This is a genomic window from Leptolyngbya sp. 7M, assembly GCF_018128485.1.
The window spans coordinates 5,854,713-5,879,124 of sequence record NZ_CP070897.1 but is presented as its reverse complement, the minus strand read 5'-3'; the positions used below and the strand labels follow the sequence as shown (position 1 = coordinate 5,879,124).

The 24,412-nt window shown below is 50.3% G+C and carries 32 protein-coding genes and 2 pseudogenes; 14 read left to right on the top strand and 20 right to left on the bottom strand.

Annotated elements, in window-relative coordinates; genetic code table 11:
* The first annotated feature begins 59 nt into the window (after positions 1–59).
* On the top strand, positions 60–266 hold the full coding sequence (locus JVX88_RS31150) for a hypothetical protein (RefSeq protein WP_211622307.1): 207 nt from the start codon (positions 60–62) through the stop codon (positions 264–266).
* Between the two features lie 20 nt (positions 267–286).
* On the opposite strand, the gene JVX88_RS31145 is transcribed toward JVX88_RS31150, so the two are convergent.
* Complete coding sequence (locus JVX88_RS31145; RefSeq protein WP_211622306.1) at positions 287–718, bottom strand: hypothetical protein; 432 nt, start codon at positions 716–718, stop codon at positions 287–289.
* Positions 706–954, bottom strand: coding sequence for a hypothetical protein (locus JVX88_RS31140; protein ID WP_317134504.1), 249 nt, complete (start codon positions 952–954; stop codon positions 706–708). Before JVX88_RS31140 ends, JVX88_RS31145 begins: the two co-directional genes overlap by 13 nt.
* 187 nt (positions 955–1,141) lie before the next feature.
* On the opposite strand from JVX88_RS31140, the gene JVX88_RS31135 reads away from it, so the two are divergent.
* Positions 1,142–1,960, top strand: coding sequence for a hypothetical protein (locus JVX88_RS31135; protein ID WP_211622305.1), 819 nt, complete (start codon positions 1,142–1,144; stop codon positions 1,958–1,960).
* A gap of 139 nt (positions 1,961–2,099) precedes the next feature.
* Here JVX88_RS31135 and JVX88_RS31130 read toward each other — a convergent pair whose 3' ends face one another.
* Together JVX88_RS31130 and JVX88_RS31125 are read right to left on the bottom strand one after the other, a co-directional pair.
* The gene (locus tag JVX88_RS31130) at positions 2,100–2,426 is read right to left on the bottom strand and encodes an ABC transporter permease (protein ID WP_211622304.1); all 327 of its coding nucleotides are present in this window, start codon (positions 2,424–2,426) and stop codon (positions 2,100–2,102) included.
* A complete protein-coding gene (locus tag JVX88_RS31125) occupies positions 2,423–3,151 on the bottom strand; it encodes an ATP-binding cassette domain-containing protein (protein WP_211622303.1) in 729 nt (242 codons plus the stop codon). Before JVX88_RS31125 ends, JVX88_RS31130 begins: the two co-directional genes overlap by 4 nt.
* 118 nt (positions 3,152–3,269) lie before the next feature.
* Here JVX88_RS31125 and JVX88_RS31120 point away from each other — a divergent pair, with 118 nt between their 5' ends.
* Together JVX88_RS31120 and JVX88_RS31115 are read left to right on the top strand one after the other, a co-directional pair.
* Entirely contained in the window at positions 3,270–3,584 is a 315-nt protein-coding gene (locus JVX88_RS31120) for a hypothetical protein (RefSeq protein ID WP_211622302.1), read from the top strand.
* Between the two features lie 119 nt (positions 3,585–3,703).
* Positions 3,704–3,982 carry a hypothetical protein gene (locus tag JVX88_RS31115; RefSeq protein ID WP_211622301.1) on the top strand — a complete coding sequence of 93 codons (279 nt, stop codon included), beginning with the start codon at positions 3,704–3,706 and terminating at the stop codon, positions 3,980–3,982.
* Between the two features lie 369 nt (positions 3,983–4,351).
* On the opposite strand, the gene JVX88_RS31110 is transcribed toward JVX88_RS31115, so the two are convergent.
* The 5 genes from JVX88_RS31110 to JVX88_RS31090 all read right to left on the bottom strand — a co-directional run bounded on the left by JVX88_RS31110 (position 4,352) and on the right by JVX88_RS31090 (position 7,660).
* Entirely contained in the window at positions 4,352–4,876 is a 525-nt protein-coding gene (locus JVX88_RS31110) for an SLBB domain-containing protein (protein WP_211622300.1), read from the bottom strand.
* Position 4,877: 1 nt separating this feature from the next.
* A complete protein-coding gene (locus JVX88_RS31105; RefSeq protein WP_211622299.1) occupies positions 4,878–5,480 on the bottom strand; it encodes an alpha-amylase family glycosyl hydrolase in 603 nt (200 codons plus the stop codon).
* An 81-nt stretch (positions 5,481–5,561) separates the two neighbouring features.
* A complete protein-coding gene (locus tag JVX88_RS31100; protein WP_263975331.1) occupies positions 5,562–6,248 on the bottom strand; it encodes a bacteriorhodopsin in 687 nt (228 codons plus the stop codon).
* Positions 6,249–6,270: 22 nt separating this feature from the next.
* Positions 6,271–7,248, bottom strand: coding sequence for an S-layer homology domain-containing protein (locus JVX88_RS31095; RefSeq protein ID WP_211622297.1), 978 nt, complete (start codon positions 7,246–7,248; stop codon positions 6,271–6,273).
* Positions 7,238–7,660 carry a pentapeptide repeat-containing protein gene (locus tag JVX88_RS31090; RefSeq protein WP_211622296.1) on the bottom strand — a complete coding sequence of 141 codons (423 nt, stop codon included), beginning with the start codon at positions 7,658–7,660 and terminating at the stop codon, positions 7,238–7,240. The genes JVX88_RS31095 and JVX88_RS31090 overlap by 11 nt, the downstream gene beginning before the upstream one ends.
* A gap of 24 nt (positions 7,661–7,684) precedes the next feature.
* Here JVX88_RS31090 and JVX88_RS31085 point away from each other — a divergent pair, with 24 nt between their 5' ends.
* Positions 7,685–7,831: a 2-phosphosulfolactate phosphatase gene (locus JVX88_RS31085; protein WP_317134677.1), complete on the top strand. Its 147-nt coding sequence runs from the start codon at positions 7,685–7,687 to the stop codon at positions 7,829–7,831.
* A gap of 18 nt (positions 7,832–7,849) precedes the next feature.
* Here JVX88_RS31085 and JVX88_RS31080 read toward each other — a convergent pair whose 3' ends face one another.
* From JVX88_RS31080 to JVX88_RS31070, 3 genes and pseudogenes are all read right to left on the bottom strand, one after another.
* Positions 7,850–8,245: a pentapeptide repeat-containing protein gene (locus JVX88_RS31080; RefSeq protein ID WP_211622294.1), complete on the bottom strand. Its 396-nt coding sequence runs from the start codon at positions 8,243–8,245 to the stop codon at positions 7,850–7,852.
* A gap of 66 nt (positions 8,246–8,311) precedes the next feature.
* Positions 8,312–8,797, bottom strand: coding sequence for a pentapeptide repeat-containing protein (locus JVX88_RS31075; protein WP_211622293.1), 486 nt, complete (start codon positions 8,795–8,797; stop codon positions 8,312–8,314).
* A 272-nt stretch (positions 8,798–9,069) separates the two neighbouring features.
* Positions 9,070–9,366: pseudogene (locus tag JVX88_RS31070) on the bottom strand (CobW family GTP-binding protein); the annotation flags it as partial.
* Between the two features lie 592 nt (positions 9,367–9,958).
* Between JVX88_RS31070 and JVX88_RS31065 the strand changes: the two are divergent.
* A complete protein-coding gene (locus tag JVX88_RS31065; protein WP_211622292.1) occupies positions 9,959–10,519 on the top strand; it encodes a class I tRNA ligase family protein in 561 nt (186 codons plus the stop codon).
* 392 nt (positions 10,520–10,911) lie between these two features.
* Here the strand turns inward: JVX88_RS31065 and JVX88_RS31060 are convergent, their stop codons facing one another.
* Both JVX88_RS31060 and JVX88_RS31055 read right to left on the bottom strand, forming a co-directional pair.
* A complete protein-coding gene (locus JVX88_RS31060; protein ID WP_211622291.1) occupies positions 10,912–11,280 on the bottom strand; it encodes a hypothetical protein in 369 nt (122 codons plus the stop codon).
* Positions 11,277–11,855: a hypothetical protein gene (locus JVX88_RS31055; RefSeq protein ID WP_211622290.1), complete on the bottom strand. Its 579-nt coding sequence runs from the start codon at positions 11,853–11,855 to the stop codon at positions 11,277–11,279. The genes JVX88_RS31060 and JVX88_RS31055 overlap by 4 nt, the downstream gene beginning before the upstream one ends.
* 724 nt (positions 11,856–12,579) lie before the next feature.
* Here JVX88_RS31055 and JVX88_RS31050 point away from each other — a divergent pair.
* Positions 12,580–13,392, top strand: coding sequence for a hypothetical protein (locus JVX88_RS31050; RefSeq protein WP_211622289.1), 813 nt, complete (start codon positions 12,580–12,582; stop codon positions 13,390–13,392).
* 53 nt (positions 13,393–13,445) lie between these two features.
* Here JVX88_RS31050 and JVX88_RS31045 read toward each other — a convergent pair whose 3' ends face one another.
* Complete coding sequence (locus tag JVX88_RS31045) at positions 13,446–13,877, bottom strand: HTH domain-containing protein (protein WP_211622288.1); 432 nt, start codon at positions 13,875–13,877, stop codon at positions 13,446–13,448.
* A gap of 354 nt (positions 13,878–14,231) precedes the next feature.
* Between JVX88_RS31045 and JVX88_RS31040 the strand changes: the two genes are divergently transcribed.
* Complete coding sequence (locus tag JVX88_RS31040; RefSeq protein ID WP_211622287.1) at positions 14,232–14,693, top strand: DUF2924 domain-containing protein; 462 nt, start codon at positions 14,232–14,234, stop codon at positions 14,691–14,693.
* A 234-nt stretch (positions 14,694–14,927) separates the two neighbouring features.
* Here the strand turns inward: JVX88_RS31040 and JVX88_RS31035 are convergent, their stop codons facing one another.
* Together JVX88_RS31035 and JVX88_RS31030 are read right to left on the bottom strand one after the other, a co-directional pair.
* On the bottom strand, positions 14,928–16,037 hold the full coding sequence (locus tag JVX88_RS31035) for a glutamate-5-semialdehyde dehydrogenase (RefSeq protein ID WP_225931232.1): 1,110 nt from the start codon (positions 16,035–16,037) through the stop codon (positions 14,928–14,930).
* Between the two features lie 237 nt (positions 16,038–16,274).
* Complete coding sequence (locus JVX88_RS31030; protein WP_211622286.1) at positions 16,275–17,396, bottom strand: hypothetical protein; 1,122 nt, start codon at positions 17,394–17,396, stop codon at positions 16,275–16,277.
* Here JVX88_RS31030 and JVX88_RS31025 point away from each other — a divergent pair.
* From JVX88_RS31025 to JVX88_RS31015, 4 genes and pseudogenes are all read left to right on the top strand, one after another.
* The gene (locus tag JVX88_RS31025; protein ID WP_211622285.1) at positions 17,390–18,148 is read left to right on the top strand and encodes an Hsp70 family protein; all 759 of its coding nucleotides are present in this window, start codon (positions 17,390–17,392) and stop codon (positions 18,146–18,148) included. The two genes, JVX88_RS31030 and JVX88_RS31025, sit on opposite strands and share 7 nt — an antisense overlap.
* Before the next feature lie 139 nt (positions 18,149–18,287).
* Positions 18,288–18,821, top strand: a pseudogene (locus JVX88_RS39570) (DnaJ domain-containing protein); the annotation flags it as partial.
* Positions 18,822–18,932: 111 nt separating this feature from the next.
* Positions 18,933–19,706: a glycosyltransferase gene (locus JVX88_RS39565; RefSeq protein WP_315875368.1), complete on the top strand. Its 774-nt coding sequence runs from the start codon at positions 18,933–18,935 to the stop codon at positions 19,704–19,706.
* Positions 19,707–20,002: 296 nt separating this feature from the next.
* Positions 20,003–20,257: a glycosyltransferase family 2 protein gene (locus tag JVX88_RS31015; RefSeq protein ID WP_211622283.1), complete on the top strand. Its 255-nt coding sequence runs from the start codon at positions 20,003–20,005 to the stop codon at positions 20,255–20,257.
* On the opposite strand, the gene JVX88_RS31010 is transcribed toward JVX88_RS31015, so the two are convergent.
* The 3 genes from JVX88_RS31010 to JVX88_RS31000 form a co-directional block, all read right to left on the bottom strand.
* On the bottom strand, positions 20,175–21,431 hold the full coding sequence (locus JVX88_RS31010; RefSeq protein WP_317134503.1) for a transglycosylase domain-containing protein: 1,257 nt from the start codon (positions 21,429–21,431) through the stop codon (positions 20,175–20,177). The two genes, JVX88_RS31015 and JVX88_RS31010, sit on opposite strands and share 83 nt — an antisense overlap.
* Positions 21,432–21,526: 95 nt before the next feature.
* Entirely contained in the window at positions 21,527–22,024 is a 498-nt protein-coding gene (locus tag JVX88_RS31005) for a hypothetical protein (RefSeq protein ID WP_211622282.1), read from the bottom strand.
* A gap of 45 nt (positions 22,025–22,069) precedes the next feature.
* Entirely contained in the window at positions 22,070–22,987 is a 918-nt protein-coding gene (locus tag JVX88_RS31000; RefSeq protein ID WP_211622281.1) for a hypothetical protein, read from the bottom strand.
* Between the two features lie 14 nt (positions 22,988–23,001).
* On the opposite strand from JVX88_RS31000, the gene JVX88_RS30995 reads away from it, so the two are divergent.
* Together JVX88_RS30995 and JVX88_RS30990 are read left to right on the top strand one after the other, a co-directional pair.
* Positions 23,002–23,589 carry a hypothetical protein gene (locus JVX88_RS30995; protein WP_211622280.1) on the top strand — a complete coding sequence of 196 codons (588 nt, stop codon included), beginning with the start codon at positions 23,002–23,004 and terminating at the stop codon, positions 23,587–23,589.
* Positions 23,590–23,964: 375 nt separating this feature from the next.
* Positions 23,965–24,138, top strand: a complete 174-nt coding sequence (locus JVX88_RS30990; RefSeq protein WP_211622279.1) for a hypothetical protein — start codon at positions 23,965–23,967, stop codon at positions 24,136–24,138.
* The last annotated feature ends 274 nt before the right edge of the window (positions 24,139–24,412 follow it).

Here is a 24,412-nt window from a genome sequence, read left to right as displayed (position 1 = left end):
TGTTGTATTCATCGCCAATCGAGATAAGCTAAGAGTAGTTTCGATTTGGGTTGAGAACCATGACTGGTGCAGCCTTACTATCTGAACAACGGATTATTTTACAGAACATCACTTGGGATCTGTTCGAAAGTTTGCTGGTTGCTAAAGCAGAAGATACTAGCACCCGATATGCCTACGACCGAGGCTTCCTAGAGATTATGTCCCCTCCAATGCCCCACGAAACCACGAAACGACTGATTGAAAAAATGATAGATTATCCTGGTTGATGAACTTTAATTATGCTCACCTACTTATCTTTGATCAATATACTGATCAATTCCTGCCAGTCAGAAGATTGCGTCAACTGCTGCACATCAAATGTCTTGCCATATTCGGCTTCGTACCGCTGAAACAGTTCGATCCACTGCATGAGAGCTTCGGTGCGCGTATTCGGACGGTAGGAGAGGGCTTTTTCCAAGTAGCTGCTCATTTCTGCTAGGCGTCCGGTGTGGTAGAGCCGCCAGGCAATCCAGACTAGTGTGTAGTAGCGGCACTCGCGTTCAATTTGACGGATGGCTGGGGGAATATCAGGGCGAGCGAAAAACTGCTCTTGGACAGCCCAAACCTCTTCGGCCTGCACCAGCGTATTCAGGGAATCATTTTGATCATGCTGGCGGTATAGAACCGTGACTTGCGGCACCCAAGCGGTTTGACAACCCAGCATAATCAGACGCTGCACAAATTCTCAAAGTCGGACTTGGCCGCTAGAAAATCTTTCCGCTGCGGGGGACAGCCGTAGTGTCCCAAATGGATATGTTCACCCCAATAAAACTCTAAAATTCCATCTTCGGTCCATTGATCGTAGGACTGGGCCACCGAATCGGCTGATTGATAGCGGCGAGCCGTCAGTAGATAAAGGACAATGCCCGCTGTCAGCAGCGCGAGCAGAATTGTAAATCCGAACAATAGACTCATAAAAATGATGCTTAATTTCCTGGTTTACATTTTAGGCTGTGCCGCCTCATTTAGCTGTTGAACCTAACGGTTGAGCCGAGGTGGATTAGACAGAAAGACCGGGACTGTAGCTATTACCTGCAATTTCCTCAGGGAACTCCTCAGATTGTCATCAGTCAATAGAAAAGTGTTTATACCGCCTGTTTTCATGAGTAAGGCCATCACTACATTTTTGACAGATAGTTTGATCTACGGTCTCAGTTTTGGGCTGAACTTTAGCTTGACTGTGCTGCTGATCAGTGCCTGTCAGTCCTTCTATGGCTTTCTCACGGCACCAGCCTCTATTGGCGACTCTGAATCATTTGATTCAACCTCAAATAGTGATTCAGCTCCAAATTATGTCGATTCCAGTTACTTTGAGCCAATGGATCGGCTGGGTGCCAAAATTACTGCTGCGATTCCATCAGCTCAATCACCCCAAACCGGCACTCAAAATCCGCAGCAAATGGGGCATAATTCTAGTGAATTGGAGCAGCACAGGCCCGATCAAACCGAGTATCACCAAGAACAGAACAGGTTTAGCTTTGCCTATCCCGATGATTTTGTAGTTGACGCCAGGCAACCAGGTCTAACTTCATCTGCAGATACGCCTGAGATGACGCTAGAACTGTGGCAGCGGTCCAAATACGATGCAATTCAGGCCGGAGCCTATGCCGATGGAGCAGAACCGCCGCCCAATGTGCAAATTGCAGTCTACCGCAATCCCCAACGCCTCGCCTTGATGGATTGGATTGGGCGCAGCAATCGGTTTGTCCAGTCAGGTGACTTTCAGTCGCAAATGGTTGCTGGCCAGGAGGCGATAGCGTTTCGTTCCAGTGGCCTCTATGAACATGAGAACGTCGTGTTCTCCAACACAGATGGCACTGAGGTGATGGTGATTAGCCTTGCCAAAGTAGGTATTGACTCGATCGACGCCCCGAATCAACGGGCCTTTGAGCAAGTTCTAGCCACATTCACACCCTGGTGAAGAGCTTGGTAAAGAGGCAGCCAGCCGATAATCACCTAAAGTGACATTTTGGCAATATAGTCTGGATAGCCAGAGGCAGTAGGCTTCTGAATGTTCTGCTTAATTGTATCGAGATCAATGTAGTGATCAGCTACGTTAATCAGGTGGTCGCTGGTGTTACGGTATTGCGGATCACCGGAAGGAGAGCATATAAAGCAAGTGCGATCACGGCAGTTCGTGCTCCGATACCACCGATGAACGGGATCGGTATCAATAAGCCGAACAATGCCAGGCTTGGGACAGTTTGCATTACATTCGCAAAGCCAAGAACCGGAGCCTGCAAAGCTTTGAAGCGTGTGATAAATATTCCCAGCGGCAATCCGATCGATACCGCCAAGCCCGTCGCCAAAAGCGTAATAAAGAGATGTTCCTGCGTTAGCACGAGTATTTCGTGCCAATTATTCTTTAAAAACTCAGTAAAATTCACACCGATATCGTCTCCAGATACGCCCTCGCCAAGGGAAGCTCAGCCGCTGCAAACTCATCCGGCGTTCCCAGAAAAAGAAGCCTTCCGCTATCGATCAGGGCGATTCGCGTCCCGAGGAGCATCGCCTCGCGCAGGTCGTGGGTAACAAAAATGGCCGTTTTGCTCATTTCCTTCACCAGATCGGAAAATTCTTTCTGAAGCGATGCTCTTGTAATTACATCGAGCGCACCAAACGGTTCATCTAAAAGGATGATCTCCGGATCATTTATAAGAGCCCTGGCCACACCAACGCGCTGCCGCTGTCCGCCCGAAAGCTCGTGCGGGAATCGGTCAGCAAACTTTGCCGGTTCAAGCCCGACCAAAGAGAGCATTTCATTGATGCGCGGCGAGGGATCGCCGCTCTTGCCTGCGATCTTTTGGGGAAGGCCAACATTCCGGGCCGCCGTCATATGCGGGAAAAGCCCGCCTTCCTGCAGAACGTAACCGATCCGCCTGCGTAGCTCAATAACATCCCATTCTGTGGTTGGACGGCCTTCGACGAATACTTCTCCGCTGGTCGGCTCGATCAAGCGATTTATCAGCTTCAAAAGCGTAGTTTTTCCGCTGCCCGATTCGCCCAGCAGAACAAGCACCTCACCTCGCTCTATTGATAGGCAAACGTTGTCCAAGATCCGCAATGAACCGACCGCGTATGAAACTGAGCGCATTTCGACGATCGCTGGCATCGTTGGACGATGTTAGCACACATACAGGGTTGTCTGTTTTCTTTATCTACGGGAACAAGCTGTTGTCGCACGCGTATAATTCGCCGCGTCTTCCAATAGGAGCGTAACAAAAGACGATATGCGAACGAGAATATTAATTACACTAGCTCTGATCCTTTGCGCGACGCTGCTTACCGCCGCCCAGTCGCGAGACGCTGCCCGGATCGAAGCCTTGTTAAAGAGAATGGTAAATGCGCAAGTGTCGTATGATCGGGACACGCTCCATCTGCTGATAATAAAAGGCCAACCGAGACTTCATCAAACGGTAAGCATGTCCGAGCGGCAGGCTTTGTTGCCGACCGTTGCTGATTCACGTTTGCCTTCACAGTTAATCAAATTGTTTTTTGCAGAAAACCATTCCAGGGGCAGAGTTTCTCTAGCGTTTGACACCTAAAAACTCCAACTGTTTATTGAGCGGGAATCTCTCTTGAGGTCGATAGAAGAAGCGGAACAGGCCGCATAAGATTGTGTCGATTACAACTTATTGATGTAGCCGACAGGCGATAGGAGGCCATGATGTCAGACGTAAATACCACCGGCGATGTAACCACCGCTAACTACGATGCTCAACAGCTTGTTGAAGAGATTAAGGAAGGGGAAGAACAGGCACCCAATGTGGATGTTTCTGCTGACTATGAGCGCTCAAAGCAGTTTGATGTAGCTGAAGTTGACCGCACCGAAGCAGGAAGCCAAGCTGCCGCAGAAGTTTCGTCGGAATCTAGCACCTCAGCTGGCGATCCAAACGCCTTCCGGGAAATGGCAAAAGAGGTGAATAAGCCCGATGAAGAGTAATCTACAGCCATCCTTTCTTGAGTTTGAACGGGGTGCAGGGGTTCCACCCCTGCATGGGGGCGAAGCCCCCACACCCCCTTGTTCACAACCTATTTATGAACGCTGTAGCTTCACAACTATGCTGAGCCTTATAGTTTCAGTAGATACAACAGGGAAAGCGAGAACAGTATTTAGTATACAGAAATCTATCTCAAAGTAAAGCTTAGATTGAACTTATTGAAAAATATGATGGTTACTGTTTATGTAGATCTCAATTTATGTAGATCTACATAAATTAGTTGGACGCAATTACAATCGCCACTAGAATTCAGACCTAGGCAGATTTCAGAAAAATTCTGGACGAATTTTGGGCAAGCTTTAGAACAAATTTTAGAAGCGCCCAGGGATTCCCAGCAACAGAGTAAGGGGATTTAGTAGACGAGTAGCGAAATCGAGGACTGAAGCAATATCTTTTTTAGGTACAATCACCACATCTCCCGCTTGAATTTGATAAGTATCGGTTAAATTTCTTAAATCTACCACTTGACGGTCTACTTCTCCTGATTCATTCATCCGTACATGTACAACTTGACTCAATCGGGCATCTACGGTAGGACCACCAGCAATTGCAACTGCGCTGGATATCGAACTATCGGGTGGCACCTCTACTTCTCCGGGTTGCTTAACTTCGCCCACCACCCGCACCCGCACGGTCTCTGGAGCAAATTGGGAACGGGCCAGCAAGCGACGGTCAATTGTATCGGCGTTGGCCAATCGGGGTACAAAGATCGAATCACCATCCTGCAAAGCAAAGTTTTCCAAAACACTGCCGTTGGCGATGGCATCCCAAAGATTAACTGTCGTTTCGTATACTTCACCGTTTGTTAACGTGCGTCGCAGTGTAATCTGCCGCATATCAGCATCCTGACTCACACGACACACCCAGCTCTAGCCAGAATTGAATGATCTTGCGAATTTCATCGCGCACTACCGGATTCGAAAGATTGAGGTCAGGCTGTTCCTTATAAAAGTGATGCAGATAATACATTCTAGCTGTTTCATCATATTCCCAAATACTGTCTTCTACATCGGGAAACACCAATTCTGCTGGATCGGTGGGAGGTGGATCGGCTGACCAGACATAGTAATCCCGATAGGGAGAATTTTCATCTGCCCGTGCTGCCTGAAACCACGGATGCTGAACCGAGGTGTGATTTACTACTAGATCAATCAAAACTCGGATGCCGCGTTCCCTTGCTTCATGCATGAAGTCTACAAAATCTCCCAGGCTGCCTAGACGGGGATCAACATTGTAGTAATCCATCACGTCATAGCCGTCATCTCGGTTAGGAGACGGATAAAAGGGATGTAGCCATAGACAAGTCACCCCCAAGCCAGATAGATAGTCGAGTCGTTGGGTCAAGCCTGGAAAATCACCGATACCATCACCGTTGGCATCCATAAATGTTTCCACATCCAGGGAATAAACAATTGCGTTTTTGTACCAGAGATTCTGCATACTACCTTACACTATTGTCTACTGTGCAGTTAGCTAATTGGCTTATCATCGAGCAGCTTATCATATGACTTATCATGTGACTTATCGCGTTTCGTCCGGAAAATAGGAGGCGCGGCGGCGGGCAGTGCGAGAGGATTGACGTCCTGCAATTCGATCAATCAATTGAAATGTTCTGCTCACGACTTGATCAGCCACCGTTGGTTGTCGCAGCCCCTGGAGATTTCGTAAACCATGTAGGTCTAGAAAGCTGAAGCCAACTTTGGAGAAAAACGGCAGCAGACAAAACAGAAACGTATCGAGGGTTTGATCAATCCAGCCAAAGCCGGAAGGACCAATCAGCCAAACAATCGGATAACCAATCCACAATACGGTGAAATAAATCGTTAATCGGTCGTGCAGTTCTGCTAATTCTGGACCTTGGCTTTTACTTTTCTGGCGTAGCGGACCCCAGACACCCCACAGCACGATTAAAAAGGCAACCACGCCGCAAATGTACCAGAGGTATCTCACCCAATCGCGTTCTGACAAATCGGCAATCAATCCAGTCGTAATTACCACCACCTGAGTACTCATGAGGAAACCGATCAGCGTCCAGTCTTTTTTGATAAACTGCATCGCCGTCCAAGATAGGGCTAGCAGCAACAGGGGTGTGGTTACAATCCAATCGATGTAACGAGCGTAATGAGCAATTTGACCAGCAGCCTCTACCTTACCTTGATCGATCGCCATGGCCATATAAGCTAAACCAGACCAAATCGGAATACTCACATCTTTCACTAGTACAGATGCGCTATTTGCCTTGAGGGACCTCTGATTTAGTAGCAATATCAACGGAGATAGTTTGTTGTAATTCGATGATTCTCTCCAGCGCTGCACTTAAAGCAACAGCGAATTTACTGCGATTGAGAATCTGATTGCCTCTGAAGGTTCCATCGGGATACACCAGAGCATCTCCAATGCCGTAGCGCTCAACTAGCGATTGAATTGCTTGATAGGCCCAATCCGTTGGCAATACATCTGGAATCTGGGTTATGGTGCTGATGCCAGCGGGAGATGGCGGTGTGGTGGTATCGGTTGATGCAATTTGAATATTGGATTGAATCGAAGCATTGCTGCTCAAAACCTGGCCTCTGGGCAAGGCCGGATTAGGCTTAAATGCGATGAGATGGGATGTACTAGTTGCGGAACAAGTATTTATCGTTGGATTAGACAATCTTCCAGACAATCTTCGAGATGCGCGCTCGGCTTCTAAAATATCTAGCTGCTTTGTAAAAACCGCTATTTCGGCAGCCACCTCTTCTGAAACTCTTTTGATAATCAGAAGTTGTTCCTGTGTGGCGTAGGGTGCAAAGGCAAGGTTGGCAATTGCTGTGGATTGATCAGCCGTGCTGCCCAACGTCATGGCTAATTCGTATCGCGTCAGCCCTTTGTCTGCTTTAAAGGTTGTATCGCCATAGGCCACGGCAATTCCATAGCGATCGATTAGATTTTCTAGAGCTTGATAAACTTGATCGGTCGAGGCAACATCCGTGAGCTGAGTCACCGACTTAAATACGACAACAGGTTCCTCTAAACCGGCGGCATTGGTCGGGGGTTGGCTGGAGGATGATAAGGGTGTCTGGCTGTCGCTCTGGCTGTCGCTCTGATTGCTGTTAGGCTGCCAACAGGACGATAGGATTAAGCCGATGGAAATGCAGAGGAGTAAGTTGAGTTTGCTTTGTTTTGAGCGGATAGTCACAATGTTAGGGGCCGCGATTCTACTTATCATAGGCTGTTCCATCAGGCAGGATGGCTCCAGCAAGGTTTGCTCCTTCTAGATTGGCACAGCCGCCGAAGTTAAAGCTCATGGTCGCGCCCTGTCCATCTGCGTCGAAGTTGAAATCTAGAATATGGTCTCGCTGGGTGATGGCTGCTTGACTAGCGGGATCGACCGTCAAATTCACCTTAGCCGTTTCCTGATCGGCTTTTAGATTGAAGTTGACTGTGGCACAGCCCAGGTCCGCATCTCGCAGATCCGCCTGTGCCAGGTTAGCGTCGGTGAGAATCGTGTTGTTCAGTTTTGCGCCTCGCAGGTTGGCTCCTGCCAGATTTGCAGCGGTCAAATTGATGCCGCTCAGGTCTAACCCTGCTAGATCGGCTCCCTTGAGGTCACAACCTGTACAATTCTTGCTGCTAAGCAAATGATTAACTAGAAACTAAACAACCTGCTGGGCTTGATGCATCATGCGAGCCACGGGCAGCGGTTGCTGCGTCTGGACTGCCATGATGATCTCAAGTACTGTGCCCAAACCGATAGTTTGAATGTGCTGCCAATTCAGAAAGAGCCTGGTGTACTCGTCAAGGCAGAATGAGCAGGCTCTTTAAGAGCGCTAAGAATTGTAGAATCCGGTCAGTTCAACGGCTTCTGGATGGGTTCCTGTCCAGCAAACGCGAGTCAGATTGGCATCGTCAAAGTTGGTGTGGTCGAGCTGAGCATGGGAAAAGTCAGCTTTGGTGAGGTCTGCCTGACGAAAGCTGGTGCCCCAACGTGCGGTCAGGGCTGTTGCCAACCGCCGAATCACTACTTGTTTGGGATCGCCTTGCAGAGCACGCCAGCCCAGATAGATGCTCAATGCCATCACGGCTGGCACCACTGGAACAATCGATGTCACAATGTCGGTCGCAGCCACGATATAGCTAAACGTCAAGAGATAAGCACCTGCGACCCCAAGCCCAGCTTGCAGATTGAAGGTCCGCAAGGCAGCGAGTGCTGTGATGGTTGCCATTACAGTAGCTCCCGATACGGCACAAACAATCGTCAGCGCCTGGGCAATGGCGGAAGAAACGGCAATCTAAATGGGGTTAATCAGCGTGGATAAAATCGGCCCAATGGCGGCAATCCCGACTGTCACCATGAAGGCCAGCGCAAAAACGCTAAACCCAGTTGTGATTCCTTCTAAAACAGAAATGAAGGCAAAAGCTAGCAACAGCATCACCATGGCCCAACCTGCGGTTACCTCTTGAAATGAATTGGTAAAGGCTCGCAGTTCTAGGTTAAGCAGAGTTCCAACAAAGCCTGCCACTGCACCCAACAGCACAGCAACTAGCACCAAAAACAAGAGCAGTAAAATTGCTTCGCTTCGTTGCAAACCGGCTTGTACACTCGTAAAGTTTGCTCCCCGCAGAATGGCCTGACTGAAGTCTGCCCCACGGATATCAGAACCGCTGAAATCAGCTCCGGAGAGGTCTTGACCAATGAAAGATTGTCCTTTGAGGTCTTGTTTTCGGAAGTTTCTTTCACCCTGGCGATACAGATCCAACAGCTCTTGCTTATTCACACTACCTACCTACTCAGCTCTATTTAAAGACTTAAAGACGACTACAAATGTTTTCAGGATGTTTACAGAACGCAAAGCAATTTGGTAGGCACCTTGGGAAGATTGATTCAAGCAGCGACAATGGCTAGAAACACTTGTTATGTCAAGCTTAGGCAGTCATTTGACCGAATCTTCATTTCTCAATCTTTCTTATCGATCTATACTTCATCCCTGCTTCACATTCAACTGCTGCATTAAGCAATCTGCAATCCGGTCAGCCGCACCAGAGACGCTACTACCAGATAATCGATCTGATCTTGCCGCTCTAGGACTCGATAGACCGCCTCGACTAGATCGTTGTTGATTGTGCAGCAGATGCAGCCGTTGCTCAGTTCAACCATATTGTCATCGGCTCCATCCAGCGAGACCAATAGCTCGTTATCGATGCCGATCTCGCCGAATTCATTCACCAAAACTGCCGTCCTTAGACCTTCCTGGTTGGTGAGAATATGGTTGAGCAGAGTAGTTTTACCGCTGCCCAAAAATCCAGTAATAATCGTCACCGGAAGCCCGTGCTTGGCATCGTCCATCTTAGACGCTGGAGTAGTAACTGTAGTAGAAGAGGGTGCTGATGTCATGGCCGCCTCAAAGAATGATTGAATAAGGGGGAAACAATCAAAGGAAATGGCTGAATGATCCGGATAAACGTTTCCGAAGATACGATTTCTTTTCTGTAGTTCTCTATTATCACCTATTCGCCTGCTTTCGGTTTACGAGAATGAGAATCATTCTACCTAACTTGAGTTGGATCAAGTAAGCTGGAAATAGAGCTGCTTTAGGTCCCGCGAATCAATTGCAGGCTACTGGCTTGAGTACACTAGAAGTGGACGTAGTCATCTCGCCTCGTCTCGTCTCGTCTACAGGGCAGCTTTCTCAACTAGTCTGCCGCCAACTCGCGGGCAGGACTTCACAAAGCTAGGCTGACACCCGAAGACCCCAGATTGCTAATCATCAAATCTTGTACTGCCCTTGAGGGTATTGGCAGAACATCATGCTAATTTACTACAGAATCAACTGGCAACACCGATGTAGATAGGAGGCTTTGGCCCTGGCTCGAAGCGATTTCTCCGATGCCGATTTCTGTAGTTTGTAGCTGAATTGCCCTGACATTACCCGAAGATTATGGCCCTAGAGTTCTATAACACCTTAACGCGCCGTCGCGAACCGTTTACTCCACTTCAGCCAGGTCAAGTCAAAATGTACTGCTGCGGCGTCACGGTTTATGACTATTGCCATCTGGGCCATGCCCGCTCCTCCATTGTTTGGGACACGGTCCGGCGCTACCTGATGTGGCGAGGCTACGACGTGCACTATGTGCAAAACTTTACCGATATTGACGACAAAATCCTCAACCGCGCCAAGCAGGAAAACAGCACAATGGTGGAGGTGTCTAACCGCTTTATTGACGCCTATTTTGCAGATTTGCGCCGCCTGAATGTGCTAGATGCGGTTGAGTATCCCCGCGCCACCGAGCATATTGACGCCATCCTGAAGCTGATCAACACCCTGATCGAGGCGGACTATGCCTATCCAGCCGGCGGCGATGTCTACTACCGGGTGCAGCGCTTTCCCTCCTACGGTAAACTCTCCGGGCGACAGCTCGACCAAATGCAGGCCGGAGCCACGAGATCATTGCAGGCATTTAAGCTTCGACAACGCTTCGGTAATAGTAGGGTTTGGTGAACCCATTCACGAGTTTTAGATTGACGGACAAACACATTAGCGCAGTATCTTGGGCCGAACATGCTTTTGCTACCGACAACAACCGTATCGCCGCTGATTGCAACCGATGTCCCCAAATAGCAAACTTTATCGGTTGCCTTGGGGCTTTCGTTGTCTGGCAGAGTCAGTTGTGCTTCGTAAGTCCAAGTACTAGGAGCCGTGCGGATGAAGACATAGGCTGCTCCTCTCGCTCCAACAACTAAGGTGTCACCATCAATCGCAACATCCTCAGCAAAACTATTTTTTACAATCTGCCGGTTTCGCAGTGTATTAGACGGGTCTAACACAATCGGTTTAACTTGAGACCAAGTTGTACCTTGACGTTCAAATGTGTAGAAGCTTCTTAGTCCAGACTACTGATCTAGCGTGATGATTGTATTTCCATCAGCACTAATTCTGTTGGAAAACCCATCATAGGTGCCTTGTGAAAATCCCCTGCCATGAAGAGTTGCTTCTAAGCGCCAGCTTGAGTTAGAAGGAACATAGACATAGGCAGAGCCTGGTGTACCTGCGGACTGATCACCCGAAGCACCCACCACTATCGTTTCTCGATCAACTGCAATAGCAGCTCCGAAATTGTCCCGATATTGTTTGTTTGGTGAGAAAACAATTGCATCTGGATACCATACAGTTACGCGAGAATTCCAAAACCATGTCCCAACACCTGCAACGAGAGTTAAACCAATAATCAAACGAATCCTAAATGGAACTAATCTCATCATTTCTTGTTCAATTCCATTTCTATATTCAAAACAAAAGTGCCCCAAAATCCACCGAGAACTACATCCTTATTGGCAACACTGACATTCCAAATTGCATCACCCGCAACTTTCTCGTTGTCAGCAAAAAGCTTAGCTCGTTGGAACCATTGACCCGTTCGATTGCGTTGAAAGAGATAAGCCGCGCTCTCTTGACTTGGCGTCAGGGAACTTTGGTTTTGGGCACCTACCACAATTACATCTCCATCGATGGCAATGCTGCTTCCAAATCCATAGGGGCTAAGGAATCGGGTTAAATCGATAGCTTCACCCCGTCGCACTCCACGAGGTGTGAGTCGAGTTCGGTAAGTCCACTCTCCTGTACTCACCTGCCGTTCAAACACATGAACAGCCCCAATCGGTGCGATATCAAAACCAACATGCTCACTGCAAGCACCAACGATAATCGTGTTTGCTGAAATATCAACGGTACAAACTCCAGTCTTTTGACCCGCGGGCATGACTAATTGGGCTTGTTGTTGCCAAGTGCTGCCATCGGAGGCACGAGCAAACACCAGTGCTCTACCGCTGCCCTTCATTCATTAAAACAAATTGCCCGACCAAGGGTTTAGCTCTATCACCAAAGGCTGTAGCAAAACTCCACTAATTGATCAAGGCCCACTTGTAGATTCCGCATTGCTAAAATGCAATATTACCCTAACTCTATTTAGGCGGATTAAACCCACCCTTGCCGCATTTCTTTTACAGTTTGTGTCAGTTCTTTACAGTCAGTTAAAACTCGCCAGATTCCGTAGCAGGATGTTGATTTTTCTTTGTCGATACAGCCTTTTTCAGGCTAATGAAGTACAAAAATTGGGGTGCAGGGGCACAGCCCCTGCGTGGGGGCTTCGCCCCCACACCCCCTGTACCTTACGTGGGTAAAAAACGCTGTAATTGTGAAGAATTGTATTATGGACTTCGCTTCAGACCAACACTGGCCATGGCTGGACAAAAAACGCTGTAGGGATTGAATTACGGACAAGCGTTTTACTTTTGAGCAACTAATTTTCTAGCTTTGCTAAAACAAGTAAAGACAAGATAAGCAATCTAAAATGCTAGGAAAACCTGACATTTAACGCATTACTTCTATCAATTTCCTTAAGATCTGACATGAGCCGCGTTCGCTGTTAGAGAATTCGATTTATCTAGAGTTAGATTTTTCTTCAAACTGGATCGGATTAAGCAACCCGATCGAGTTTTTATCTGGATGATTTTAGTTTGCCGATTCAATCTTGCTGATCAATACTTCTAGGGCCTTCATAAATGAACATCAACGCATTGCCACCCAAGCAAGGACTCTACGATCCCCAGTTCGAGCACGATGCCTGTGGAGTTGGGTTTATCGTCCATATGAAAGGGCAAAAGTCCCACAGTATTGTCGAGCAGGCGTTGACCATTCTTGCCAATCTGGAGCATCGCGGCGCTTGCGGGGCCGAAGCTAACACCGGCGATGGGGCTGGCATTTTGATGCAGTTGCCCCACCCATTCCTCCAGAAAGTTGCCTCGGCTCAAGGCATGACTCTACCCGCTCCCGGTCAGTACGGGGTTGGCATGATCTACGCGTCTCGCGATCCGAATCAACGTCAGCAGAGCCGCCAGCAGTTCGAGCAGATTGTGGCCACAGAAGGGCAGCAGGTTATTGGGTGGCGCGATGTGCCAACAGACAACTCCTCGCTGGGGAACACCGCCAAAGCCAGCGAACCGTTTATGGAGCAGGTGTTCATCCAACGCAATCCCAACCTGACCGACGATCTGGCCTTTGAGCGGAAGCTGTATGTGATTCGCAAACGGGCGCATAACGAGATCCGCACCGCTCGGCTTGATCCCTGCTGGTATCCGGCTAGCCTCTCCTGCCGCACGCTGGTTTACAAAGGCATGCTGACGCCGCTTCAGGTGGGTCAATATTATCCAGAATTGCATGACCCCGACGTAGTAGAACAGTCGCGGGCAATAGGCGTGTTCGGCAACTCCTCGGGCAGGCCACATGCGCGAACCTCCTCAAGATCATCGGTTGTTATCAGGATCGAAATGACCCGGATGTCCGATCACGAGCTCGCCTTGGCACCTCTCACATAGACATCAACCCGGCGGCCCGGGGGAATCGCGACATAGCACCATGCGGTAAGCTGCTACTGTTGCTTGCCAGCAACGAACAGTCCCTTGTCATGCCTCTGGAACCGAGCATCGACGCCCTTGGCCGCGATCTCGCGGATGATGGCGGCGTAGAGCGTTGCCTCGGGCGTCTTGCCGCCGGGACTCTTCCAGAGACCCTTGGCCTCCATCAGCTCGATCATCTCCCTCGACCGCATGGGCTTGGTGGCGCAGGCGATGATCTGTGCCGCGGCGTCAAGGGCGCTGACTCGCTTGGGTTTGACGGCCTTCGGGGCCATGGGTCCCTTTCCGGTCTTCCTCTTCGCGTTGCTAGTGATCGACTTGCCTTCGAGTCGCTGGATGTCGGTGATCGCGGCGTTCCGCGCATTCTCGGCACCCGCCGAAGATGCCGCCTTGGGTGCAGCACCGCTCTTCTTGCTCTTCCCGCTCACTGATCTCTTCGTGCCCATCGGATGCTCCTTCGCCTGGAATTGACCGCGGCACAGCGCCGAGACGACGCGTCGTCGACGACATCGCCGACACGCGACCGGTAGGGCCATCAACATGCGAAGATGGCAAGGTCCATCTGGAGCTCCTCCAGCACGTCCGCGCAGTCGTACCCGGCGTCGCTGGGTCGCAACACTCCGACGCAGTTGACGCGGTGCGCCACACTTCGGACCATGTCGATCGAGGGATGCCCAGATTCTGCGCGAGAGCCCGCCGAATCGACTTGCTCTCTCGGCGAACTCATGGCTCAGTGTGTGCGCCGAGCGGGATCCGCGGCACGGACGCGAGGTCCCACATGACGGCGGGAGTTGACCGCGATGCGCGAACCCACGATCCCACACTCCGGACCTGCGCGGCTTGATGACAAACAACACGAGACGCGGACCGATGACCTTGATGTCGAGCGCCTCGCTGACCTGCCCATCGCGGACCTGCGCGGACTCTGGTCCAAGCACATGTGCAGAGCCGCGCCGCCGGCGCAGAAGCGGCTGCTGATCCGCGAACTGGCCTGGCGGGCGCAAGAGGGTGTCCACGGCGGGCTCGACGCCGAGACGCGGCGACTGCTCCACCGCGCGGTCCGTGAGGCGTCCAAAGGTGGCGCGCCCAGCGAAGGCGAGGATGAACGCGCTCTTGATGCACCGGTGGAGAAGCGCCGGTCGCACGGCGCAGTCTCCACCGTGCGGATCTCGTGCGATGACCTCCCCGCAGACACGAAGCTCTCCCGTACCCGCTCCGTTCTGCCCCAACAGCCCAAACGTCTCGCCTTGGTAAACCTCTAGACTACAGTTTTGCAGCGACACCACTTTTTGGTTCAACCAAAAGCCAGTTCGGTAAACCTTACGTAGCTCATAGGTTTGGACAACGGCTAGACGTTCAGTTTTAGCGGGTTCTAGAGGCTGAGACAGCGTATCCATCATAGAATCGCCTGACTGCGAAGATGAACCCCTATATTTTGCCCGTTTTTTGCCCGTCTGATTAATCGATTCTGGCTGGCTTCTGAGATTCGATCAGCTTCACAGATCCCGATGGGCAAAGGATTTAGCAGCGGCTCCGCTGTAGGTGGCGACAACATGCCCATCGCCCACCAGCATATATTTGTAGGTGACTAACCCTTCCAAACCTACTGGACCGCGAGGCGGCATTTTTTGTGTACTGATGCCTACTTCTGCCCCGAACCCGTAGCGGAACCCGTCTGCAAACCGAGTCGAGCAGTTGTGGAATACGCCCGCCGCATCCACTTGGGCCATGAATTCTGCCGCTGCTTGGAGGTCTTCTGTGACAATCGCCTCAGTATGGCGAGAACCGTAGGTATTGATGTGCTCAACGGCCTCGGTCAGCGACTCCACAATCTTGATCGACAGAATCAAATCGCTATATTCGGTGGACCAGTCGGCTGCGGTTGCTGCAATCGCATCGATGAGTTCGCAGGTTGATTGGTCGCCGCGTAGCTCGACTTCCTTTGCTTGCAGAGCCGCCGCCACCTGAGGCAAGAAGGCAGCCGCGACAGCCCGATGCACCAGCAGCGTTTCAATCGTATTGCAGGCAGAGGGATACTGGGTTTTGGCATCTACCGCAATCGTGACGGCTTTTTCCAAATCGGCACCCTGATCAACATAAAGGTGGCAGATTCCATCTGCATGGCCCAACACCGGGATGCGTGTATTCTCCTGCACAAATCTCACAAAGGAGTTAGAACCTCGCGGAATAATCAAATCTACATACTGGTCTAGGCGCAATAGCTCTAGGGTTTCTTCACGAGTGGTTAGCAGCCGCACGACTGCCGGATTGATGCCCACTTGCGCCAACCCTTGATGAATTGCCTTGACCAGAGCCTCACAGGAGCGGACCGCTTCTTTGCCGCCCTTGAGAATCACGCCGTTTCCTGATTTGATGGCCAACGACGCGATCTGCACCACCACATCCGGACGCGCTTCAAAAATTACGCCCAGCACACCCAATGGACAGGAAACCCGCTGCAGAACCAGGCCATCATCCAGTTCTCGATGAATTTGCATCGCTCCGATTGGATCGGGCAGGCGACCCACATCGCGCACGCCAGCAATCGCGCCCTTGAGTTTATCAGCATCCAGCTTCAGCCGCCCGTAAAGCGAGCGAGAACCCAAAACCCTGCGCCGCCCGCTGCGCGGGCGGCGCAGGGTTTTGAATCTGGTTTTTAATTATGCCGAGGTACTTAGCTCACAAATAAGAGTAATCCTGACGGGTTGGGAACGGGTTCACTGTTTTGACAATAGGTCGTTAACACGGATCTTGCTCTCCAATTAATTCAATCCACAACTTATTGACTAAAGCCATTAAGGCTATGTATGTTTTCCCCTATTCCTTTCGACAATAAATGATATTCACCTTCGGTCGAACGGTTGCGAAACCAGCATTCTTGATACCTGTAGTTGCAGTTCTGAAACCTGGCAAAGCTGGCGAAATGATTCTCGTCGCGACTTCAAAAATGCCAAATGCACCTGATTTAAGTGAGACAAATTGGCGCTGAGTTTTTGCTGTTGCAGGTGATGCAGTTTGTGAAGCTGCGCAACCTGATCTGAATGAACAACGCTTGCTCTGGAGTTGGCATGAGGGACAGAAGCTGACATAGGGACACCTTTAGAATAAGCGGAGTGGAGAGACTGCTGCGGCAGTTGGGCAGATTGGGGATGTTTCGGTATCAATATTTGTGTATTTACCTTTGTACTCACCTCACTGGCTTGGATGACTAGATTGGTTGAATTTAGCTGGGTTGCTACTGGGTGATACAGACAGGAGAGATCTAGCGGGACTTGGTGACTGACTAATTGGGCCAATGCTTTTACAATCGAGATCTGATCATCCACACCTCGTTTATTCAGCGGAACCACCAGATGGGGTTGCGGTTGGAGAATATCCTGCAACCAGCGAGAGCAACTGCTGCCCGCTCCAACTTCTAGGAAAATTCTGGCTCCATCGTCATAAACACGATTCACCAAGCGAGGAAAATCGAGCTGCTGACACAATCCTTTAGCAATGTTGTGAGCAATGGTCAGGCTGTCAAGTGGAATGGGTTGGTAATTGGCGGCTGAATAAAAGGTGATGTCAGAAACTGATTGAACCGGCAGCAGATTTAGTTTGACTAGCTCATCGTACTCGGACCGTACCGCATCACAGTGTAAGACTCCGGTGGCTGGAGCACGGAACGTATCGCATTTCAGGTCTCGCTTCATTTGTTTGGTCAATCTCAAACAGGCTTGCGTATCGCCTGCAATCACGATCTCGTTAGCTGTATTAATATGAGTAACGTACACTCTATCGCATTGATTAACATAGTCAGCGACTTGAGACAAGCTTGCTCGAATCACATAGCTACTCCAGAGTGGGCGATTGGCTGCATCATCTAGGTTGTTGTCGGTTGACTCGATACCCCAGTATTCTCGAATTGCCTGCATTGGCCCTGCCAAACGCGACTGAAACAGCGGTGAGGTGTTGAGGGTTGCCACGCCTTGGTCATAATTGGACCAAACCGAGTGCCAGCAAATCCCAGGTTTTTTCCACCGCTACCGACGGCCAAACATCTGTTGAAATCCATGTGCTGCAGGGCGAACGGGCAATGGTGCGGGACAATAAGAGCTTGGGTAAATTTCAGCTTACCGGCATTCCTCCTGCGCCCAGAGGTGTACCCCAAATCGAAGTCTCGTTTGAGATCGACGCTAATGGTATTCTGCGCGTTTCAGCCCGTGACAAAGGCACTGGACGAGAGCAAAGCATCCAAATCAGCAACACGGGTGGCTTGAGTGAGGCCGAAGTCGAGCGGATGCGGAAAGAAGCCGAGGTGTACGCCGAAGACGATGAGCGGCGTAGACAAATGGTGGCTCTCCGCAACCAGGCAGATACCTTGCTCTACAGCTATGAAACAACCCTGCGCGACAATGCCGATTTCATCACCGATGACCTGAGAGCCTTGGCAACCGAGAAAGTTGCTGAACTGCGAGCTGCGATTGCCGACCGCAATACGGCCCTGGAAGAGATGCGGGCTTGCATCGACGCTCTGCAGCAAACCTTGCTCACGATCGGTGAGGCAGTGTATCAGCAGGCTCAGGCCGAGGCATCCGAAGAACTTTATGATTACGATGCCACGACCCAAACCGCGCCTTGGGCTAACGGTCATACGCCACCCGAACCACCGGCTGAGGATTACGAAGAGTTTGTTGATGATGCCACGATTACCGCAGACTACGAGGCAGTCGATTGAATCTTGGATGATTGGTTTAGGATGGAGTAGTGAGTCGAGCAGTTTGGCAATCAGGTATGATAACCCTGAGCCAATTCTTACCTCGCCTACTCCGCTTTTGCGTTTCTCCCATAACTCCCCCTATCTGAAATAGCACTCTATGGCAGGTGATTACTACGAAATCCTCGGTGTTTCGCGCAATGCCGACAAGGAGGAAATTAAGCGTGCGTATCGGCGGCTAGCCCGCAAATATCATCCTGACGTCAATAAAGAAGCAGGCGCTGAGGAACGATTCAAGGAAATCAATCGAGCGTATGAGGTGCTCTCCGATCCGGAGATGAAGGCGCGCTACGACCGGTTTGGAGAAGCAGGGGTTGGGTCAGCGGCTGGAGCTGGTTTCCAAGACTTTAGCGATTTGGGCGGCTTTGCTGATATTTTTGAAAGCTTTTTCAGCGGGTTCTCAACCGGCATGGGTCAGCAAGCCCGACGCCGGGCCGGTCCAATGCGGGGCGATGACCTGCGCCTTGACCTGAAGCTGGACTTCCGAGAAGCCGTTTTTGGCGGCGAAAAGGAAATTCGGATCAGCCATTTAGAGACCTGTACGGTCTGTAAGGGTTCGGGAGCCAAGCCGGGAACGCAACCGCGCGTTTGTCCCACCTGTAGTGGAGCAGGACAGGTGCGTCGAGCCACTCGTCTACTCAATCCTGACAAAATTGACTTTGTTTATCCCACCATAGCGGGTGCCCGCAGCCCTTATGCTTGGGGTGGTTGGATTCCTGACTTTCAGCATCACCACTTGCCAGAAATGTTTTCTCCAGAAGAGATAGCAGAACGCAATACTTGGCATCGAACCGTTGCCCGCAATGCTCCAATCATCGTACTGAGCAGCAACATGGCAAAGCAAGATTTTGATCGCCTTTATCCTGATGCTGCATCACGCAGTGTCGTTATGCACTTTGCAACTGCCTTAGTTCCAGAGTGGTTTCAGCTCAATCCCCTACTAACCCAGGCAAAATACGGACTGCCCGATCGATTTTTCCTGGTGAGCAACCAATTCTGGAAGCATAAAGACCATAATGTCATAATAAAAGCTTTAGATTTATTGAAGCAACAAAGGATTACCCCCCTAGTTGTTTGCACTGGTAAAACCTTCGATCCACGCCATCCTGAATATTGCGACCAGTTGCTCCGCAGTATTGAAGAACTAGGACTTAGTGAACAAATCCGGATCCTGGGTCTAATTCCACGCAGTGACCAAATTCAACTGATGCGGCGCTGTCTGGCGGTCATTCAACCATCTCGATTTGAGGGATGGAGTACCGTTGTAGAAGATACCCGAACATTGGGGAAACCAATTCTACTCTCCGATTTTCCAGTGCATCTAGAACAAAATCCACCCTATGCTGAGTTTTTTGAGCAAGGCAATGTGGAGCAGTTAACCAAGCTAATTGCCAATGCCTATGCTCAACTTAAACCAGGTCCGGATTTTGATAAGGAGGATTTAGCAAAACAAGATAACTTAAAGCGGGTACAAGCATTTGGCTACAAGTTTTTAGAAATTGTTCGAAAGACTATTTAGTTGCTATACATTTAATTGCTATGCATTTAGCGACTAAATGTCTTATGCTAGCAGGAAATGACCTTAGGACTTTACATTTTAATCTATTCTGCTTAATCTATCTTGCTCTGCTTAATCTATCCTGCTCTGCTTACCTTGCAGCCGCGCCAATTCAAAGCTTAAAATACTTCGATCCCGGCATATTGATTGTAATAATATACATGCTTACTGTAATAAAATACACAAGGTAAACGCGATGATGAAGGTTTTTCAAAACGATCAACTGTTATCACAATGTAAAAAGAGTATTTAAATCTATGCCAAAAGTTAGTATTGTACTTCCAAACTATAATTATGCTCACTATCTAGATGAGCGTATTCAAAGTCTGTTAAATCAAACCTATAAAGACTTTGAGCTAATTATTTTGGATTGCGCTTCCGCCGACAACAGTATCGAAGTGATTTCAAAGTACACGCATGATCCGCGGGTCAAAACAGTATTTTACTCCCATGATAACGGATTGCCTTACGCGTGTCCATCACCACTGAATCGGGAGCATAGTTGCCCGTAGCAAAGGCCGCATAGTAGACAAATGGCTTGAAGGCAGAACCGGGTTGCCGCAGTGCTTGTACCGCCCGGTTATATTGGCTCTTGCTATAATCCACCCCGCCCACCATGGCCTTAACAAAATGGGTTCTGGGGTCTACTGCTACTAGTGCCATTTGGTCAGCATAAATGCCTTGCCGCTGAATCGAGGCCAGCCCATCTCGCACAGTGTCCTCTGCTTTGCGTTGCAGATTCAGGTCAATTGTAGTTTGAACCCGCATACCGCCTTGCAGTACGGCCTCTCGCCCAAACCGGCTAGTTAGTTCAGCCACTACGGCATCCGTAATGTAGGGAGCCTGACTGGCACGAAAGGAGGTAATCTCGCCCAGTTTGAGGGGGGTAGCCTTGGCTTGAGCCACTTCCGCATCGGTAGCCCAACCAATTTGCCGCATTCGTTGCAGCACAATCGCCTGTCGTTCTTTTGCCTTTTGGTAGTCCACAAAAGGGCTAAACACCTCTGGAGCCTGGATTAAACCAGCCATCATGCTAGCTTCGGCCAAACTCAGCTCCGAGGCCGGTTTATTGAAATAACTTTTGGCTGCTGTTTCCACTCCGTAGGTATTGTGGCCCCAATACACCTGATTCAGATACATCTCCAGAATCTGGTCTTTCGTGAATACCTGCTCTAGGCGGAGGGAGAGCACGGCTTCCGCTACTTTGCGGCTCATCGTCCGCTCAGGGGTCAAAAACAGGTTTTTCACCAACTGCATTGTAATGGTGGAGCCACCTTCGACAGTCTGCCCTTCTTCCATGTTGGCGAGAAAGGCCCGGGCAATCCCGGATGGATTAATTCCATGGTGCGAGAAAAAGTAGCTGTCTTCGATTGCCAGTACTGCCCGCTTCAGATCGGGGGAAATTTGATTCAGGTTCACCACTTCTCGATTGGCCTCATCGTGAATGCTGTCGAGCAGGGTGCCGTTGATGTCGTAGACGTAGCTAGTTTCGGATGGAATGTAATTTCGCAGTACCCGCACATCAGGTAGGTTGCGAAAACTCAGCGCCAAGCCGACCAAGCCACCTGCCACAATCGAACTTGCCAGCATTGTGATGCCCAAGATGGTTCCGGCTGACACCTGCGCCACGGATTGGGCATACTCCAGAGCCGGATGCAGGTTACCCGTAGATTTAGGCTTTTTCACTGGGGGCTTTTTCGGTTTCACCGGGTTCGGTTTCGCTGAATTGGTTCTGGCAGTATTAGAAGACACAGCCGTGATAATTCCCTAAAGTTTTGCAATTATAGTAGTCTGGTTGCCCGGAATTTGCCTAGAACTTCTCCAGGTTTACCTGGCTGAGACTGGATTGGTTCCGGTACGTTCAGAATGAGAAACGGTTCGCTCGCAAATGCTGTAGGCATTTTTAAGTTTGGTTCCTCTGAGATGCCTACCTTTTTTAGTTGCCTAAGCCATGCTTCCTTTTCTAGTCCTAGTTGAAATGAACCTGTTTTCGTATCTAAGATAAAGTACCCTGGAGGAGCTTCAAATTTGCTAGTTCGAGTTCTTTGTTCTTCTGATGGTAGCTCATCAACCCTACCAATAACTATATTGCCTCTAATATTCATTCGGTTAATGTCTCCCCTAAAGACTGTCAAACCACGAGCTATTGCAATATTTGTACTGCTAGTCTTATTCATCTCATAACCATTTGGCAACTTTCCTTCATAGTCAAAAGGAGTACATTTGACAAGAAGCATGAGTATGATAAATAGTCCCAATAAACGTCTCGTTTTTCTCATCAAAGTACTCCTGAAGTCTCTCTGCCAATAACTAGTTCACTGCCTCTAATATGGAGCTGTCCAGAAGTTGCTTTCTATTGTCCATGAAGCTCTCAGATCATAGGCCGTGCCACCTGGAAACTCAATCTTGCCATACTTCTGATCATCGATGAGATTGGCGGTGTCTGGGACATCATCAAACCTATCTGAAACTGAATATTCCAATCTTAGCTTGTAAGAATAAGACACAAAATCGGGATCTCCAGAAAATAATCCAACTTGTGGTTCAATTGTTGGATCAAGGGTGGCAGTAAACTTGAGGACTAAATTACTTTTTCCCATAACAAAAAAGGTGAGCGTAGTATTAACCTGAACTTCAATTTCGCCACTCACAACAGGGTTTGCTGATGTTAGATGACGGTTAACATAGTTTGTTGCATCAAAGCTCAGTTTACTAGTTCCTTGTGCAACCTCTGGCGTATTCCTATATTCGTCTAACAAGCCCCAAACTCCTAAATCAACAGGCTCTCCATTACCATCAAAGTAATGTTGCATAAACCAAGAAACAGCGGGACCTGGAAAAATATCAAATACCCGGTATACGGGATTAATATTTGAAGGTGGTGGAACAGGTTCTTGCTGCGAATGAGCAAGTACAACATCTGGGAATTGTTGAGCAAGTTTAAGTGCACGTTTTCCAAATATCAGGAGATTTAACTTGTCAGAGTTGTTCAAGCTTTGAAAGGATGCTCCTAGCGTATTAGCACCATTTATTATTTCTTGCTCATCTTGCGCTTGCCAAAGTGTATTGAGAGAAGAAAAGAAGAGGTTATTTTCCCATGCTGAGTTTGTACTGGAGTTTAATGCTGTATAATCGCCTCCTAATTGTATTAAAGCATGAAGGAATTTAGAATCACGCTTTTGTTCGTGTAGTTCTTCGGATGCAAGTTTAACTGCCTTCAACAGGTTGGTCGCAAACTGCAACAGGTGCAGACTCGATGAGTCTCGATGCGTTGCCGGAAGCGGCGCGCAAAGCGGCTGACGAGTCACTCCTGATGTTTGAGTTCCTGAGCAAGCGGAAGGGCGTGAACCTCGCGCCTGCGTTCACGGCGTTGCTGGGCGCTCAGGATAATGCCGCCAAGGCGATGATCGAGAAGAAGCTCGGACCGCTTGTGCCCGGCCTGCCTGCGGACCAGCGTACGTGGTTCGAACCGTACATCCAGGGCACGCAGGCCCGGCCCGCCGATTGGTACAAGCGGGTTGCGCAGAACCTGCGGAAGACGTTGCTGTTCCAGAGCGGGTTGATGCCGATGGGCCTGCTACGGGACTGCCTCGACTACGCCCTCAACGACAAGGCGAAGATCGGCGGCGTCTTTGATTCGGTGAAGCAGGCGTTCCTCTACACGGGCAGCCGTAAGGTGCTGGAGGAGTTGTCCGCCGTGTATGACTACCGAAACAGGCACGTTGCCCATCAGGAGAACCCGATTACCGATCCCAAACCCGCAGGCTTGGCGATGGGGCGATGGATCAGGACCCTGGGGCTGCTTGCGACTACGAGCGCGGCTCAACCGAGCGCGGGGGCCTGAAGGGGGCGAAGCGCAGGGCGCCCTCAAGGGAGAGCCCAACCCGTAAAGCGGGGCCTGATCGCTGGCGATCCATGGTGCGGAAGGCACGCATGACGTACCGGGTGAGCGAGCGACGGGCGTAGCGTGCCTGCGGCACGCTCGGTTCGTTCAGCGGTACGAGTCGCCGCGCTCGCGTAGGGGCTGAACAAACAGGTCGCGTTCCGATGTCTTCTTGGCCATGGCATGGTGTACAGCCCTAGACACCAAGGGATTGTGCTATGACTTGGATAAGACATATTCCGCTCACAAGCCGAGGACTTGCGAGGGCATTGCGTTCTGGGTAGATTTCCCCATCTGTTCGGATCGCTCACCCGCTGCTCCAACCGCTAGCCGCTTGTGAGAGGAACCAGACGCGCACGCAAAGACATCGCTCGTGCCCCGTCTCTCTCGGATCGCTCGGCTCGCGGGGCTCGTCGGCGGTCCCCACGTCGCGGCCGTTCGCTCCGCAACGCCCCCAGCCCTGATGGAGGCCCTGGAATTAAGACAACTGCTCGCGACGATAAGATGTGAAGGCGGGCCGACGGGCAACGGGACGAACCTGCTGGACGAGATGAACTGGGCCGGCGACGTGCTACCGGGCTCGGTGACGACGCGGTGATCGGGGCTACGGGCACGAGTCCCCTGAGCACCATCGCCGGAACGCGCACGTTCAATGCCTGACGAGCAGCTGCGCTTTGCGCGTTGACAGCGGCGCCAACCTCACCACCATCGCCGTCAACACGCTGACCGCGCTGGTCACGATGAACGGGGGCACCCTCACCGGCGGCACCTGGAACGTCCGGCG

Coding starts and splice junctions, on each gene's coding strand:
- JVX88_RS31150 (WP_211622307.1), top strand. CDS start 60: ATGACTGGTGCAGCCTTACTATCTGAACAACGGATTATTTTACAGAAC.
- JVX88_RS31140 (WP_317134504.1), bottom strand. CDS start 954: ATGAGTCTATTGTTCGGATTTACAATTCTGCTCGCGCTGCTGACAGCG.
- JVX88_RS31135 (WP_211622305.1), top strand. CDS start 1,142: ATGAGTAAGGCCATCACTACATTTTTGACAGATAGTTTGATCTACGGT.
- JVX88_RS31125 (WP_211622303.1), bottom strand. CDS start 3,151: ATGCCAGCGATCGTCGAAATGCGCTCAGTTTCATACGCGGTCGGTTCA.
- JVX88_RS31120 (WP_211622302.1), top strand. CDS start 3,270: ATGCGAACGAGAATATTAATTACACTAGCTCTGATCCTTTGCGCGACG.
- JVX88_RS31115 (WP_211622301.1), top strand. CDS start 3,704: ATGATGTCAGACGTAAATACCACCGGCGATGTAACCACCGCTAACTAC.
- JVX88_RS31110 (WP_211622300.1), bottom strand. CDS start 4,876: ATGCGGCAGATTACACTGCGACGCACGTTAACAAACGGTGAAGTATAC.
- JVX88_RS31105 (WP_211622299.1), bottom strand. CDS start 5,480: ATGCAGAATCTCTGGTACAAAAACGCAATTGTTTATTCCCTGGATGTG.
- JVX88_RS31095 (WP_211622297.1), bottom strand. CDS start 7,248: ATGATAAGTAGAATCGCGGCCCCTAACATTGTGACTATCCGCTCAAAA.
- JVX88_RS31080 (WP_211622294.1), bottom strand. CDS start 8,245: ATGGCAACCATCACAGCACTCGCTGCCTTGCGGACCTTCAATCTGCAA.
- JVX88_RS31065 (WP_211622292.1), top strand. CDS start 9,959: ATGGCCCTAGAGTTCTATAACACCTTAACGCGCCGTCGCGAACCGTTT.
- JVX88_RS31060 (WP_211622291.1), bottom strand. CDS start 11,280: ATGATGAGATTAGTTCCATTTAGGATTCGTTTGATTATTGGTTTAACT.
- JVX88_RS31055 (WP_211622290.1), bottom strand. CDS start 11,855: ATGAAGGGCAGCGGTAGAGCACTGGTGTTTGCTCGTGCCTCCGATGGC.
- JVX88_RS31050 (WP_211622289.1), top strand. CDS start 12,580: ATGAACATCAACGCATTGCCACCCAAGCAAGGACTCTACGATCCCCAG.
- JVX88_RS31045 (WP_211622288.1), bottom strand. CDS start 13,877: ATGGGCACGAAGAGATCAGTGAGCGGGAAGAGCAAGAAGAGCGGTGCT.
- JVX88_RS31040 (WP_211622287.1), top strand. CDS start 14,232: ATGCGCGAACCCACGATCCCACACTCCGGACCTGCGCGGCTTGATGAC.
- JVX88_RS39565 (WP_315875368.1), top strand. CDS start 18,933: ATGTTTTCTCCAGAAGAGATAGCAGAACGCAATACTTGGCATCGAACC.
- JVX88_RS31015 (WP_211622283.1), top strand. CDS start 20,003: ATGCCAAAAGTTAGTATTGTACTTCCAAACTATAATTATGCTCACTAT.
- JVX88_RS31005 (WP_211622282.1), bottom strand. CDS start 22,024: ATGAGAAAAACGAGACGTTTATTGGGACTATTTATCATACTCATGCTT.
- JVX88_RS30995 (WP_211622280.1), top strand. CDS start 23,002: ATGAGTCTCGATGCGTTGCCGGAAGCGGCGCGCAAAGCGGCTGACGAG.